The organism is Neolewinella persica DSM 23188, assembly GCF_000373105.1.
GTDB classification, from domain to species: Bacteria; Bacteroidota; Bacteroidia; order Chitinophagales; family Saprospiraceae; genus Neolewinella; species Neolewinella persica.
In genome coordinates this window covers 81,243-96,963 of sequence record NZ_KB890423.1, presented here as the reverse complement: position 1 = coordinate 96,963, position 15,721 = coordinate 81,243, and the positions used below count along the sequence as shown (strand labels likewise).

The following is a 15,721-nucleotide window of genomic DNA, read 5'->3' as shown; positions in this document are numbered from 1 at the left end:
GCGCCACGCAATTTCCCAAAACCACTTCGTGAAGGGTATGTTCCTGCTTCGATCTTCCATTTTGCACCTGCGACCCCGCCCCCTAATTCTCCTTAGTGTAGCTCTTGGCGCCTGAATACTTTAGTGGTTACTGTCACCCTTCGTCTCTTGCTCCTTAAATCCTTTTTGAACCTATGGCCCCGCCCTAATCAAAACCGGTGGTACAGCTAGTGCTCTGTCAGGTCGATTCCGTCGCATTAAATGCTGGTGGGTATTGCCCTGCTGACAAGGCGCTTTAACCAGAGTTAGCCGTAGCTAAATGAGGATTCAAGCAAACGTCACCAGCGGGCAAAAGGCGCCGCAGGTAGTGTGACAAGGTCGGCCTGACAGAGCACTAGTACAGTGTAACATAAATTCTAAAAAGTTTAACGGGTCCGAATTTCGCGTATCGAATATACAATAGCTACCCTGGGCAAAGTCCGGGGTAACGGACTTTGCATTAACCTAACGACGCAGCGCGTCGTCCTACCTTAACGGCCCTTGAGTTACCTGGGACCGCGTCGTTCCTCCTTGTCCCAGGCAACTCAAGGGCGGTCACTAAGCGACAAGTGAAAAACAGCAAAAATTTATAGCTGTACCACCGGAATATTTAGCAACATACTATTATGCTAAGGTTTTATTCGAGGTCGTGTGGCTGAAAACATATGTATCAATAACCTGGATTTTCCACAAGGTTAGGGTTGTCGGCAATCCGGTTTAAGCCAAGGGCGTAGTAGTAGTTTTTTTCGGGGTGCAGGCGTACCCTGCCCAGGTCACCGTCTGCAATGGCAATAGTGTACATGCCCGTATCGTAGTTGTAGCGATAGTGCGTCCGGTGACGCTGCACGTTGTGCAGTTCTTCAACGGCAGTCCGCCACCTTCTCAAGTCCCAGAATATCTGGGATTCGAAGGCCAACTCGACCCTTCTTTCCTGACGAATACGATCCTCCGTGATTTCGGCGGTGGTAAGTTCCGGCATGCCGGCTCTGTCGCGAATGTCGTTGAAGACCGTTGCCATATCACCGTTGGGGTCGCCCAGATAGAAAGCGGCTTCCACGTAGTTGAGCAGGATCTCTCCGTAGCGCATGATGATGACGTCGGTGCTGGAGGCGGTGCCGTCGGGCGTGGCGGGGTTGATCATTTTACGGGTTAACAGACCAGTTGGGTTACCACCACGGTGCCGTGGATGGCCGGAACCAGGCCAGCCATCGGAGCCCGGAATAATGAATCCGGGTGCAGTGGTTTGGGTAACCATTCCGGTAGCGGGGTCCGTGTAGTCTGTACTACGGTGAGAGTAAAAGGTGCCGCCTTTAAAGGAAGTACCCGGATAGAATACCGAAGCTCGGAAACGAGGGTCACGTTCGCCAAAGAACCGGGCTGGGTCAATGGGGGTTGCGTCGTCATAGAGCGAACGATCTACCTTGCCGGATGCACCATCGGTGAAGTCAAACAACTCCATAGTTTCCAGGTAAACCGGATAGTTGGAGTTCCAGGCAAAGCCAAAGCCTGCGGGTGTTCCGGTTATGTCCCAGCTGTGGTTCTTACCGGCTTCGAGGTCATACTTTTCGGCAAAGATGACTTCCGGGTTGTTTGCTTCATCAAGGAACAGGTTAGTGAAATTCTCCACTGGGTCAGCATTATTTCGATAGAGGGAAAACGGTCCGTTTTGCATGATTTCCATAGAGGCACTTAACGACTGCTGGTAGTAGTTGTTTGCCTCATTGGAAGGGAAGCCAAGGATACCATTGAGTTGTTGTGTCCCGAAATTGGCGACGCTGGCAGCGTAAAGCATGGCCCGGCTTTTCAGCGCCAGGGCCGCCCACCGGGTAACGCGTCCGTCGATATCCGCTTGCCCGGGCAGGACGGCGGCAATGGCATCCATTTCCGAGGCGATGAAATCATACACCTCTTTTTCAGAATTACGGTTAACGAAGAGTTCTTCGTCGCTGGCATCTGCGGGTAAGGCGCTGGTCACGATCGGCACTCCCCCATACCGGATAACCATTTGGAAATATTCCCAGGCGCGGATAAAGCGTGCTTCCCCCACCCTGATGGCAATATAATCCTGGTCCAACCCTGCAGACAACGGTAACCCTTCAATGTAGACGTTGCATTCGCGAATGGTATTGTAGGGCCAATGAGCGATGACTCCGGCACCATTCTCATCAAAATCGGTGTCCATAACCTGGCCAAACGGAGATTGCCAGGGGGCGAAATTTCGTGATTCTCCACCAAAAGCATTGACCAGATTCATTTCGAAGTTCGACTGACCAGTGTTATAATGAAACAATGCCCGTTCGTAGAGGTCTGCCAGAAAAGCATCCGCGAGGCCTTCATCTTCAAAGACGACTGATCCGGAAATGATATCGGTTGGCGTCAACTCAAAAGGATCCTGACACGAGGAAAAGGCCAGGAATACAGCAAGTAGTAAGTAATTGAATGAATTTTTCATAATCAATCTGTATATGATAGTTTACAATGAAGCCCGCAGGCCGAAGGCGATGGTCCTGGTGATTGGGAAGGTTCGGGCGGGGTTACCTGACTGTGCTTCGGGGTCGAAAGCATTCTGGAAGATGCCAAGGTTGTTGGTGGTAAGAATGTTCTCACCTGCAACGTAGACATCCATCGTCCCGATCCCGATTTTAGACAGGATACTGGCGGGCAGTGCGTAAGTCAGGTTAAGATTCTTAAGCCTTAAGTAGTTCACATTCTTTACCCAGAAATCGGAGACACGGTTGTTGTTGGCTCCTGGTGCCTGGGTGATGGCGGGCAGGCTGGCGTTGGGGTTGATGTTGACCCCGGGGTTATTGGGGTCTGGCTGCCAGCGGTTGTCGTAATGGTAAACAAATGGAATGGAGGCGTTGCTGAAGGCGCTGCGTGCATTACCCGAAATGTTGATGCTGAAATTGGACGCGCCCTGCAGCAGGCCACTCAAGCGGAAATTCTTGTACGTTATGCCAAGGTTAAGACCGCCGGCCAGTTCGGGCAAGCCCGTATTGAAGGCGATTTCATCCTGGTCGCGAAAGGTGATCTCACCGTCGCCGTCGAGATCCCGGTAGCGAATGTCTCCCGGGCGCAGGGTAGTGTTAGCGTTACCATCCTGGACAACGCCATAATCGTCGATCTCAGCCTGGCTCATGAAGATACCATCGCTGCGGTAGCCGACGAAACGGTTGACACGCTTGCCATCGAGTTCAAACAGGCGCTTCTGGTCAGGGTCGGTGAAATCTTCCTGGCTTTTGACTTCCAGCCAGGTAGAACGCGCAAGAGATATATTTGGAGAAATGTCAATCTTGAAGGCACCGATTCTTTGCTCATAACTCAGCAATACTTCAAAACCTCTGCTCTCCTGAGAGTTGATGTTGACCACCGGAAGGACGGCACCGAAAGTAGAGGGTACGTCTTCCACGTTGATGTCGATGATGCCTTCCCTCTTACGATTGAACACATCAATTTCCACGCCTAACTTGCCATCAAATAGGGTCGCTTCCAGGCCAATATTGGTCATTGTCAGAATCTCCCAGGTCAGGGCCGGATTGACCAGGCCACGGGTACGAATTCTTGGCTGACCTTCACTTTCGCCAAACAAGTATGGGCTACCCTCCAGATCGTAACCCGTCAGGTAATCATAGCCATTGAGGCCGTTGGCCTGGTCGTCCCCCAACCGGGAGTATGATGCACGTAACTTCAGGAAGTCAACAACCTTTGAACTGTTGAAGAAAGATTCTTCGGAAATAACCCACCCGGCGGATACACTGGGGAAATAGCCCCAACGGGTTTCGGGTGCAAAAAGGACGTTACCGTCAGCGCGCATGGTCGCTTCGAAAAGGTAACGGTCTTTAAATCCGTAGTTGAGGCGGCCAACGACACTTTTACGGCCAATATCGGCTCCGGAATTACCACTGTTCAGTTGCTGATCAGTGGATCCAATGAAGAGCTCAGGAATGGAGCTGGCCAGCAAGTTCAGCCGGGAAGCACTCAGGCTACTGAACTTCCGCGTCTGTTGTTCTGCAATACCGAGCAGCTTTACGCTGTGGTTGCCAACCTTCTTTTGATACTCCAGGGAAACGAGGGGGTATAGTTGGGTCCGGCGAAACTGAGCGTCTGAAATACTGCTTACCGGGCTAAACACGCCTTCCAGCGTGTAATTGTCCGTTTCAGGCAGGTACTGATAAAGTTCGGCCGACTTACGGAAGCTTTTGGTGGCTCGGCTCAGCTGCTCGACGTTGACTTCCGCCCGGAGGGTCAGCCCCTTAATGAAGGGAATCTTATAATTGCCTCCGAGTTTACCACGAAATACATTGTCAACCTGATCCCAGAAGCCGACTTTGCTCCGGTCCGTAAGCAGGACCGGGTTCCGCTGAGAAAAACCTGAGTAGGCGTTTCCGATGGAAGGATCAGGTAAACTAGTTGGTAGTATGGGTTGGGCGGTAGCCAGATCCGTCCAGATGGCACCTAGATTGCTGGTGGACCGATTGGTCGTTTCTTCGCGGTAAGAAAGATCCAGGTTGAAGCTGAGGTTTTGGTTGATCTGCGCATCGATATTAGATCGGGCGTTGATCCGGTTGTAGTCGAAATCCCGGGTCCGGAAGTAACTCTCCTGATCGGTGTATCCGAAAGAAGTGTAATACTTAATGTCGGCCGTGCCACCAGAAACGCTGAGATTGTGCTGTTGCATCGGCGCGTTGTTGTCGATCAGGGCTCCGACCCAGTCTCCGCCCTCGAAACCTGGAGCACCGGTTTCATAATTTTGCTGCAGCTGGTCATCAAAGGTGAAGTCGTAGCCGTTGCCGTCGTTCAGGTCTCCTTCACGGACCAACTGTACATACTGGCCGGCACTGACGTGCTCCTGGAAAGAGACAGCAGACTGCAGGGTGTAACTTCCGTTGTAAGCAATCTTAGGCTTGCCGGTGGTCCCCCGTTTGGTGGTGACCAAAACAACCCCGTTGCCCGCCCGGGCACCGTAAACGGCAGCGGCGGCATCTTTTAGTATGGTGATGGTTTCAATGTCGTTGGGGTCGATGCGGCTGAAGTCCATTTGCACACCATCCACCAGTACCAGAGGAGCCCTGGCGAAGCCACGAATTCGGATCTGGGTATCTTCTCCCCCCGGCAGTCCGGAGTTTTGACGGGTCATTACGCCCGGGACCCGACCGCTAAGCAGGTTAGCAGCATTGGCTACGGGGACCGCCGTTAATTGCTCGCTATTGATCGCCGAAACGGAGCCGGTAAGCGTTGACTTTTTCTCACGGCCATAACCAACAACGACTACCTCATCCAGTGTGGCACCTTCCTGCATCGTGATGTTGATAATACTTCGATTAGCTACTGCTTCGGTAATTGTGGTAAACCCGGTATAACTAATAACGAGGACAGCGTCGCCAGGAACCGTTAGCTGATAGGTGCCATCGAGATCAGTAACCGTTCCACTGGAAGTGTTTTGTTGCACGATGTTCACCCCGATCAGTGGAGTACCATCGGCGTCAACTATGGTGCCCGAAACGCTTTGCTGGGCAACTAAGAGCCCGCAGAAGAGCCACCCGGAGAACATCAGAGCAGCTTTTAATAGTATGTGATTTTTCATATACAAGTGTTCGACTTAAAGTAAAAAGTAAGTGGTGTGTCAGATTAGCCCCGGATAATTCCTCCGGGCATCGTAAAGATGGCCTAACGGGTACCTCAAACGAGGGGGGATAACCGTTCATCCTACGGGTGTTGATCGGGCAAATCTTTGCTCAAGGCTTGTGTTTCCTAGATCTCAGGCAAAGTTCATCTGTACTGTAAGGATGTAGCAGACGAGGTTGTCAGCAATGGTCCTTTATGATCAAAGAACCCATCGCCACTGTCTAGTGAGGCTATCGCTGGAGGAGAGGCCAGGCGATTTAGGGCAGTTAAACTTCAAATTCTTCTCCTCCAACCCAAGCATCCAGGAACCCTGCTTTTATTAACCCTTCATCTGCACCAGCGTCCGCGCCTAAAGCGTCTGGCTTTTCATGACATTTTGACTGTATATACACCACGATAACGAGGGCAAACCGGTCAGATTTATCCGATTAAAGGGGGAAGGGAGGTTCATTTTGGCCGTAACGATTACAGAAATGAGGAATCCTGACTACATTGAGGTAGGAGAGGATTCCACTGCAGAGACCTAAGCGCGTGATTAGTGGTTTGAAAAACTCTGGACGTTGAGCTATGCGGATTACCATCTTATTATCATTTAGTCTGTATGTATTGGTTGGTTCTTTTGGTCATTTATCTGGCCAGGGAAGCATACAGGAATCCTATGCGATCACCTATCTGGATGTAGCAGACGGACTTGCCAGCAATTACGTCTCATCGATCATCAGCGACTACCGGGGAATCAAGTGGCTGGCTACGGAGGGTGGTCTGAATACCTATGACGGGAAGAACTTTAAGACTTACACCCCCCGAACCGTAAATGACGGCTTGCTAAGTGAAAATGTAGAGACGTTGTGCCCTTCCCGTGATGGCCAGTTTTGGTTGGCGACAAAAAACGGAGGAATCTCCAAATATGATCCTAAACTTGACCAGTTCACTAATTATAATGAGGTGCTAGGAGCATTGATGGACGTCAACTTCTGGGCAGTGTCGTTAGCAGAGGATAAGCACGGCCGACTATGGATTGGTACTTCAAGGCATGGCATCATCGTCCTGGACCCCGAAAAAAACGAGGTGGTGATGCGCCGCCACCCGGATACTCACGTGCGGGAAGTGATTTCCGACCGATATGGCAACATTTGGTACGGTGCAGTGGAGGAAGTCTTTTATTATAATGCTGCGGAAGACAACTTTGTAAGTTTCCCTACTTCCCGCCAGATACACAGGCTGGTGGAGGACACGTTGGGTCAGAGAATCTGGTTGGGAACTAATCGCTTACTTGCGAATATTGATCTGACAACACATAAGATGCATGAGTTGGAGCTGATCGAGCAAATTTCACCAGGGTTCAATATTGAGTCCTTAAACGTTGATCATCATGGACGGCTATGGATTGGAACCTGGGGTGGTGGTTTGTTCGTCAGGAAGGTCACTGGTGAGATAGAGGAGATTCCGATCAGCCGAACTTACGAAGGTCCACTGAACACTTCTCTTCGATCAATCATCGATATTCACATTGATAACCAGGACTTGGTTTGGCTTGGTACGGCATATGGTGGGGTGGTGAAGTTGTCGCCCCGTGGTGGCTTTTCTTATTTGGGCAATCAACCTAATCGAAAAACCGGCTTGCTGGATAATAACGTTCGTTGTATTGCAACCGGACAGGACGGCACCATTTGGTTAGGGACTAGAGCTGGTGGCCTGCATGAATGGAAACATGGAAGCCAGCCGGAAGTACGGGAGGATTTTAAAATGAGTAAGATACAAGCTGTCGTAGTCACGGAAGATAACCGACCAATAACTGGTGGGCTAGAGGGTGTCTTCAGCCAGGACGCGAACGGTAAGATCGTCAGGCTGGCGGGAGGAGCCGTGTACATTGCTGTTTTGCACCGAGAAAAGGGAGGTGGTTTGTGGCTGGGTTCCCAAAGGGACGGCGTGGCATATTTGCCAGATGCGCAAAGTCCTCTACCGCCCATCGGGTTCCCGGATTTTAAGGAAAAGATGGCCAGTTTGCGCATTCGTTCTTTTGCAGAGGGCGCGGAAAGCGTCTGGATCGGAAGCTATGCCGGGGTGCATCGTTTTGACCTTGACAGCAGAGAATTGTTCCCTCCGGAGATGAACGGAGGTGATCACCTGGCAAGTCTTATATGCCACGATCTGTTGGTACGGAGTAGAGAGCTCTGGATAGCCACCCCTGCGGGGCTAGAACGGATGAAAATAACTGATGATGGCCATTTAATTGCGGTCAAAACGTTTACTGCGGCGGAAGGCCTGCCGGATGATTTCGTTACGGCGGTCAATATCGATCACAACGGCTTTATCTGGGGAAGTACCTCCCGAGGCCTATTTCGCCTTGATCCGCAAACGGGGTATATCTTATCTTTCGGTGTGTCCGATGGGGTAACCGCAGGGCAGTTTAACATTGATGCAACGGCCATTGACAAAGAGGGGGTTCTGTATTTTGGTGGGACCAATGGCCTGATTTATTTTGACCCTTCCGCCATCAGTACCGACCGTCCGGCCCCGGTTCTGGTACTCACGAGCCTCGATATTGATGGAAAACGGATCAAAGTTGGTGAAGAGATCGCTGGAAAAACACCACTGTCCCGGGTGATCAGTGATATAGAAGAATTAGACCTCTCTTACCAACATTCCAGTTTTTCTCTGGCTTACGCAACCACCGATTACCTGGGGACCGAGACGGTGACCAGTCAGTATCGCCTCCGGGGGTTAAGCGAAGAATGGATTGATGTGCCGGAATTTGGCAGCCTTACGTTTACGGGCCTGCGCTCCGGCACTTATGACCTGGAATTAAGGGGTAGCCGCGACCGTATGAACTGGAGCGACCCCGTGGTCCTGGGTTTACGAATCCCTCCCCCACCCTGGCGGTCAAACTTCGCCTATCTCCTTTATGTCCTGTTGATTGGCCTCATTCTATACTTGGTCCGGCGGAATGAAATGCGCCGGCAGGAACTTACTACCCGCACAGAATTGGCCGAATTAGCAGAGCAGAACGAACGGGAACTGACCGAGGCGAAGCTCAAATTTTTCACTAACATAAGCCACGAATTAAGAACGCCACTGACCCTTATTCTGAGCCCGCTAACCGACCTGTTGGGAGACCGCAGGTTGGTCGCCCATACCCACGACGTCATCACCGGGGTTCACAGAAGTGCTTCCCGCTTACTCAACCTCGTAAATCAGCTGCTTGATTTTCGTAAATCAGAAAGTGGGCAGTTACAGCTCGAGACAGCCCCCGGAGATTTTGAAGCTTTCGCCAGAGAAATATACCGGTCTTTTCAGCCTTTGGCCGACAGCCGGAAGCTGAATTACCACTTCATCAGTAAAGGCACGTTCAACGACTTCTACTACGACCGGGACAAGTTGGAAATCGTGATCTGTAACCTGCTGAGCAATGCCTTCAAATTCTGTAAAAAGGAAGTAGTTTTCACCCTTTCGCCAGACAGAGAAGGATTGTGTTTCTCGGTGGCAGATGATGGTCCGGGAATCCCGAAAGAGGACCGAAAGAAAGTATTTGACCGCTTTGTGCAATTGCATCATGATGATATTGCCCTGCCGATCAGTAGTGGCATCGGTCTGGCTTTCTCAAAACGAATCATTGAGCTGCACCACGGACGAATTAGCCTGGCAGATGGACCGAAAGGTGGGGCTGTTTTCGAAGTGTACTTACCTTCCGGCCGGGCGCATTTTGGTGATGAAGAGGTATTGTCTGATTTCAAGGGGCATGATGATCAACGGCACTACGCCGGAGATATGGCCCCACCTGTGGTAATGGTCGCTGCCGAGCACCAGCCTACCCTCCTATTGGTGGATGACAACACCGAGATCCTGGCCTACTTGAAAGGGCAGCTCAACGGAACGTACCGGGTGATAACAGCCGGAGACGGCGAAGCAGCACTGGCCCTGGCTCGTAAACAAATACCGGATATTGTAGTGAGCGATGTAATGATGCCGAAGATGGATGGCATCGAGTTGTGCAAACACCTGAAAACAACCGTAGCGACTTCTCATATTCCAGTCTTATTACTCACTGCCCGTACCAGTACGGTATTTCAGGTAAGTGGATTAAGCGAAGGGGCTGATGACTACATCACCAAGCCATTCAGCTCGGATGTGTTACGGGCTCGCCTGGGTAGCCTGTTGAATAACCGGGAGAAATTAAGGAAATACTACCGCAATCAGCTTCGTTTCGAACCAGGGGAATTGCCCGTTGAAGCTGATCCTGAAGAGGAATTTTTACGTAAGTTAACTACGCTGATTCTTGAGCGTTTTGATGAAGATAACCTAAGTGGAGACATTTTAGCCAAGGAGCTTTTTATGAGCCGCTCCACTCTTTTTCGAAAAACCAAGTCGCTGACCGGTTTGTCGATCTCGGCCTTTATCCGTGGCGTCCGGTTGCGGCGTGCCGCTGAACGCTTGCTGTCCGAACCCCAAACGCCGATCGGGCAAATTGCCTACGAAGTTGGCTTTAAAGATGCTAAGTACTTCAGGAAAAGTTTTCAGCAAGAGTTTGACGAACTTCCTTCAATTTATCGGTCGACCAGGCAAAATGGGAATGCGTCATCGGGGTAATCCTGCGGATATAAACTTAGGAAAAGTAGGCTTTTTATTGCCTGAGGGTACCAGTTCCGAACACCGCTACACACAGCCAACCGGTCTATGAGCTCGCTGAAGTGGCCGTTCGTGAAGAAGTATGAGTAGGACCCGATTTGTTGCGACAGATCCAATGACCGCAGTGATTGTGCCAACAAATCAAACGAATTGGCCGATATGGGGCAGTCAGATGAACGCTTATGCCCCCTTGGTAATAGCCTTGTAGCGGCATCTTTACCCTACTTCCGTATGGCCTTACCCGGAGTGAGTTATTAGGCTCCACTCAAACTAAGACCTAACTCGTACAACGTCCAATAGAAATGTGCAAACAACTTCTGCCGTTGCTGGCCCTCATATTTATCAGTTTCCAGTTAACTGCCCAAGCTAAACCAAACATCATCTGGCTCATGGCGGAGGACATTAGTACCGACCTCTCTTGCTATGACATGCCCGATGTACGCACCCCAAATTTAGACGCAATGGCGGCAAAGGGTATCCGCTTTGAGAATTGCTTTGTCACCAACCCCATTTGCTCGCCCAGTCGTTCATCGATGATGATTGGGGCTCACCAGGTTAAAACAAATACCCACCAGCACAGAAGTAACCGGGAGGTGCCACTGTCGCTACCCTACCGCCCCTTTACGCAGCTTCTGAGGGAAGCTGGATATACGACCGTGCTGGGCAACCACAGCGTCATGGGAAAAGGAAGAAAAACCGACGTCAATTTCAAACATGAGGATTTAGGCCTTTGGGACGGAAAATCTGCTTTTGGACTCTTCGACAAGTATGACGAGTTCTTGCCGGAGGACGGTCCCTTTTTCGCTCAGATTCAACTTAATGTTACCCACCGCGGTGACTGGTGGGAAAGGATTAGTCAGGAATCTCCTGATCGGCATGACCCCGCCAAAGTAAGTTTGCCAACTTACATGGCCGATGATCCGGTCGTTCGTAAGGATTGGGCGCGCTATCTCGATCAACTTGAATATATGGACCGGGAGGTCGGCATGATCCGCCAGGAGTTGGAAGATAAGGGCCTTGCTGATAACACCATTGTGATTTTTATTGGTGATAACGGTCGTTGTAATATCCGTGGGAAGGGCTACCTGCACGACCCGGGGCTTCGCATTCCGTTAATTATTTACGATCCCAGAGCAAAAGGGGCGGGGCCGCAGGTGCAAAGTAAGGTTATAAGCACCACAGATATTACTGCCACCATCCTTGCCTATGCCGGGGCTGAGCTGCCAGGCTACCTCACGGGTAAACCTATTTTTGACAAGGGCTTCAACCGCAAATACGTGTACGCCGCCCGAGATCTTTGGGACGAAATCATGGAAGACTCCCGTGCCCTAACCTCCGACCGCTGGAAATACATCCGCAACGATAAACCTGAAACACCCTTCGATGCCGGGCAGGCATACCTCGAGTTTTACCGACCAGCGGTGCATCGCATGCGAACCTTGCGGGATGCCGGACAACTCACACCGGAACAAGCCTTTTTTTTCCTGCCCACCAAACCAGGAGAAGAACTTTATGACCTGGAAAACGATCCGGAAGAACTACATAACCTTGTAGGGGAAGACGCCCATAAACGCACCCTACGTCGATTACGCAAACTCACCAAGCGCTACGACCGGAAGATGAAACCTGTCTCTGATGTCTATCGTCCCGTTCACCCGATCTCGGTTGAGATCCTGGACTACATAAAAAAAGAAAAACCTGCGCTTTACAAGCGCATGCTGGCTGGGGAAGAAATCGGCTTTGGGAAGTCCCGAAAGTTGTACCTGGCGCATAAGCAATAACAAAATATCCCAAAAATCATACGGTCACTAAACACATCAGCTTAAAAATGAAGTACACCCATTTCCTCCTTGCTCCTCTATTCCTCCTCCTTTGCACCTGCGGCCCCGCCTCTGAAAGTCAGGGTGTCAAACAGTCAGATGGGCAGGTAGCCACAAAATCAAATAGCCAATCAGACAAGCCCAACGTCATCTTCATTTACCTCGATGACCTCGGCTATGGTGATGTAGGAGCCTATGGTGCCACGGAACTGAAAACACCGAATATTGATGCGCTGGCAACGGGAGGTGTACGATTTACCAACGGTTATGCTTCGTCTGCCACCTGTACGCCAAGCCGTTATGCCCTGCTGACGGGCGTTTATCCCTGGCGGAATCAGCATGCCAAAATTCTTCCGGGGACGGCACCACTGATCATTGACACGAACCAAATAACCGTGCCCAAAATGCTGCAAAGCAAAGGATACCATACCGGCGTGGTCGGGAAGTGGCACCTGGGGCTCGGCACGGGTAACGTAAACTGGAATAAAAAGGTAAGTCCTGGGCCTAATGAGGTAGGGTTTGACTACAGTTACATCATGGCCGCTACCCAGGACCGGGTACCGACGGTTTACCTGGAGAATGGCCTCGTTGAAGGCCTTGAAACAGATGACCCCATTGAAATCGACTACGATAATAACTTCCCCGGGCAGCCAACGGGGAAAGACAACCCTGAACTGCTAACCATGAAATGGCACCATGGCCACAACAGTACCATTGTTAATGGGGTACCACGCATTGGCTTTATGAAAGGAGGAGAAAAGGCAAAGTGGAGTGATGTGGATATGGCTGACCACTTCCTTGACTACGCCCAACGTTACGTAAAAGAACATAAGGACGAACCCTTCTTCCTGTACTACGCCCTGCAGCAACCACACGTTCCCCGGACGCCGCACCCTCGTTTCGTAGGGACCTCCGGACTTGGCCCCCGCGGTGACGTGATTGTTGAAGCTGACTGGTGCATCGGTGAGTTTATGTCTACCCTGCGTGAAGAAGAACTCCTGGAAAACACCCTCATTGTGCTTACGTCTGACAACGGGCCCGTCCTGAACGACGGTTACTACGATGATGCCGTGGAGAAAATTGGTAACCATACGCCTGCCGGCCCTTTACGCGGTGGTAAGTACAGCCTTTTTGAAGCGGGAACCAGGGTGCCCTTCATCACCTATTGGGAAGGTAAGATTGAGCCAAAAGTTTCTGACGCTATGGTGTGCCAGATGGACCTGCTATCCTCCATAGCCGCGTTAGTGCAAACCTCTGCTTCCTCCGTTGATGGACAGGATCTGCTCTCCGCATTTATGGGTACCAGTGATCAGGGACGCGAAGAACTGGTCATTGAGGCTACTTCCCGAACTGCGCTGCGCCAGGGTGACTGGATCATGATTCCCCCCTACCCCGGTGGTCCGATCAGTAAACAGGTGAACATTGAGTTGGGTAACGATAAGGCCTACCAACTGTACAACCTCAAGGATGACCTGGGGCAGCAGACCAATCTGGCCGAGTCTAATCCGGAGAAACTCGCAGCCATGGTGGAGACTTTTGAGGCTATTCGTGGGGTTCAGACTGGTGGAACGGAGGCGCTTAAGTTGGAGTGAGGGCGTTTAGGGCACCGTAAAATTAGTTTCTTCGCCAAAAACGCAGCATTTTTTGCCCTTAGGGCGAGTGGACTATGCCCCGAGATTTCTCGGGGCATAGCCCTTAGGGGTTATACTGTTATGGTGGATCCTTTCAGAGGTCCCCATTACCTTGAGCGCTTTACCCAAAACAATACCCCGCCCCCTCTGATAAATTCTCCGCCGTCGGACTTTCCCACCGTCCAAACAGTAGAGTTCATCAAGTCATTTGCAAAGCTACCGGGCTTTTGCTTACGGTAACGCGTAATTATAAAATTGAGGAATTATTAAATGAGTAAAATGAAATCCAGAGTTCTTATATAGTCTTTCCACCGATAGAAGTCAATCAAGGCGCAAGATTCCCCTCCCACCCCTGATCAAGCTGTTCCAACAATCTCGCAACGAGTTCCCGGTTGGAGGCAGCAATATTGATCTGTTCCTGCGGATCCTGTTGATGATCGTAGACTTCTACGTAGAGCGGAGCGACCTCCGGGTTCCGACGGTCTTTCCAGGCCACCAGCCGGTAACGGTCCGTTCGCATGGAATAGCCCATCAGGTGGTTCTCGAAAAGGTCGCGATCCCACTTGCCTTCCTGTTGCTGGATGATCCGGGCCTCTACTTCCTCGATCAGCGGGCCAAAATAGGTTTCGCGCATACCGGAGGTAAGGGGGTTGGCCGCCCATTCCCGCAAGGCGGGATTCGGGTACTGGCTGAAGGCCGCCGCCTTCCACTGTCGTTGTGGGTCGCTCAGTAGCGGCACGAAGCTTTGACCTTCGAGGTGCGCTGGCTTTTCCAGGCCTGCTAGTTCCACGAGGGTTGGATACATATCCACTAGTTCAACCAGCGCGTCCGAAGACCTCCCCCGGGTCTGTTCCGGCATATCTGGTGTTTGAATGATCATCGGAACCCGGGTTGCTATTTCGTAGTTGGTCGCCTTGCCCCACACCCCCATATCACCAAGGTGCCAGCCATGATCCGTCCACAGAATGATGATGGTGTTTTCCCGCTCACCAGCTTCGTCCAGCGCGGCCATTAACTTACCGATCTGGGCATCCACATAACTGACGCTGGCAAGGTAGGCGTGCTTAAGCGTTCGGGCCAACTCGCCTTCAATTGGGCCTGATTTCGGAATGCCGGCCCGGACCCGAAGTTCAAAGGAGGCATGTAGCCCCATCTCCGCCCCATCCTTCGGAGCTTCAACGTAATCGGCCATCGGGATGGCTTCCCGGTCGTACAAATCCCAGTATTTTTTCGGAGCGACCCAGTCGAGGTGGGGAAGCTTGTACCCCATGCCTAAAAAGAAGGGTTTCTTGCCTTCCCCCGACATCTCCTTGATGGTGGCCATCGCGACCTCGGTGTTGTATCCGTCCGCATACGTAATGTCCGGCACGTCAGCAGACTCATATGCCGGCCCCCGGCCCAAAGCGTAATGCTCCGTGTTCCCGTATTTCTCCCTGATGGTTCTTTGCGCTTCTTTAAAGGTGGCTACGTTTTCGGGCAGTGCGTACCCTCCGGGCAGCTGGGCTCTGGGCGTACTTAGTTTGGCGGGCTCCCGGCTCCAGGATTTCTCCTCGTCCGTAAACTTGCCGTGATAGATTTTGCCACTGTAAGCCGTCTCATAGCCGTTGGCCCGGAAGTGTTGGGGCAGCGTGATGATGTCGGGATTCTCGTCCCGGAAGTAGGTATAATTCTCGATCACCCCGATCGTTTCGGGGCGGGCACCGGTCATCAGGCTGGCCCTGGAGGGACTGCAAATTGCCTGCTGGCAATAGGCACGGTTGAAGCGCAGGCCTCCTGCAGCAAGTGCGTCAATGTTGGGGGTAATCGCAATCGGTGAACCGTAGCAGCCCAGCTCCGGGCGGAGGTCGTCAATGGCGATAAAGAGAACGTTGAGGGGTTTCATTGGCGCTTCCGCCGTTGGTGCCGCACCACCACAGGCCATCAGCGTCAGGAAAAGTAAAGCGTTGAGGAATCTCATATGAAATATGCTTTGCATGATTAGTAAAGATGGTGGGTCTGGGC

General features: G+C 51.6%; 6 protein-coding genes. 3 read left to right on the top strand and 3 right to left on the bottom strand.

From position 1 onward, the window contains the following. Window positions 1-688: 688 nt before the first annotated feature. Window positions 689-2,470 carry a RagB/SusD family nutrient uptake outer membrane protein gene (locus B036_RS28545; protein ID WP_020568226.1) on the bottom strand — a complete coding sequence of 594 codons (1,782 nt, stop codon included), beginning with the start codon at window positions 2,468-2,470 and terminating at the stop codon, window positions 689-691. A gap of 21 nt (window positions 2,471-2,491) precedes the next feature. Further along, window positions 2,492-5,602, bottom strand: coding sequence for a SusC/RagA family TonB-linked outer membrane protein (locus B036_RS28540; RefSeq protein ID WP_020568225.1), 3,111 nt, complete (start codon window positions 5,600-5,602; stop codon window positions 2,492-2,494). Between the two features lie 608 nt (window positions 5,603-6,210). Between B036_RS28540 and B036_RS0108245 the strand changes: the two genes are divergently transcribed. The 3 genes from B036_RS0108245 (at window position 6,211) to B036_RS0108235 (ending at window position 13,681) form a co-directional block, all read left to right on the top strand. After that, the gene (locus B036_RS0108245) at window positions 6,211-10,230 is read left to right on the top strand and encodes a two-component regulator propeller domain-containing protein (RefSeq protein ID WP_026231802.1); all 4,020 of its coding nucleotides are present in this window, start codon (window positions 6,211-6,213) and stop codon (window positions 10,228-10,230) included. A gap of 341 nt (window positions 10,231-10,571) precedes the next feature. Beyond that, on the top strand, window positions 10,572-12,050 hold the full coding sequence (locus B036_RS0108240) for a sulfatase family protein (RefSeq protein ID WP_044102145.1): 1,479 nt from the start codon (window positions 10,572-10,574) through the stop codon (window positions 12,048-12,050). A gap of 47 nt (window positions 12,051-12,097) precedes the next feature. Continuing rightward, window positions 12,098-13,681: a sulfatase family protein gene (locus B036_RS0108235; RefSeq protein ID WP_020568222.1), complete on the top strand. Its 1,584-nt coding sequence runs from the start codon at window positions 12,098-12,100 to the stop codon at window positions 13,679-13,681. Between the two features lie 364 nt (window positions 13,682-14,045). Here B036_RS0108235 and B036_RS0108230 read toward each other — a convergent pair whose 3' ends face one another. Then, window positions 14,046-15,677 (bottom strand): sulfatase, encoded by a 1,632-nt coding sequence (locus B036_RS0108230; RefSeq protein ID WP_020568221.1) that lies wholly within the window; start codon window positions 15,675-15,677, stop codon window positions 14,046-14,048. Between the last annotated feature and the right edge of the window lie 44 nt (window positions 15,678-15,721).

Coding starts and splice junctions, on each gene's coding strand:
- B036_RS28545 (WP_020568226.1), bottom strand. CDS start 2,470: ATGAAAAATTCATTCAATTACTTACTACTTGCTGTATTCCTGGCCTTT.
- B036_RS28540 (WP_020568225.1), bottom strand. CDS start 5,602: ATGAAAAATCACATACTATTAAAAGCTGCTCTGATGTTCTCCGGGTGG.
- B036_RS0108245 (WP_026231802.1), top strand. CDS start 6,211: ATGCGGATTACCATCTTATTATCATTTAGTCTGTATGTATTGGTTGGT.
- B036_RS0108240 (WP_044102145.1), top strand. CDS start 10,572: ATGTGCAAACAACTTCTGCCGTTGCTGGCCCTCATATTTATCAGTTTC.
- B036_RS0108235 (WP_020568222.1), top strand. CDS start 12,098: ATGAAGTACACCCATTTCCTCCTTGCTCCTCTATTCCTCCTCCTTTGC.
- B036_RS0108230 (WP_020568221.1), bottom strand. CDS start 15,677: ATGAGATTCCTCAACGCTTTACTTTTCCTGACGCTGATGGCCTGTGGT.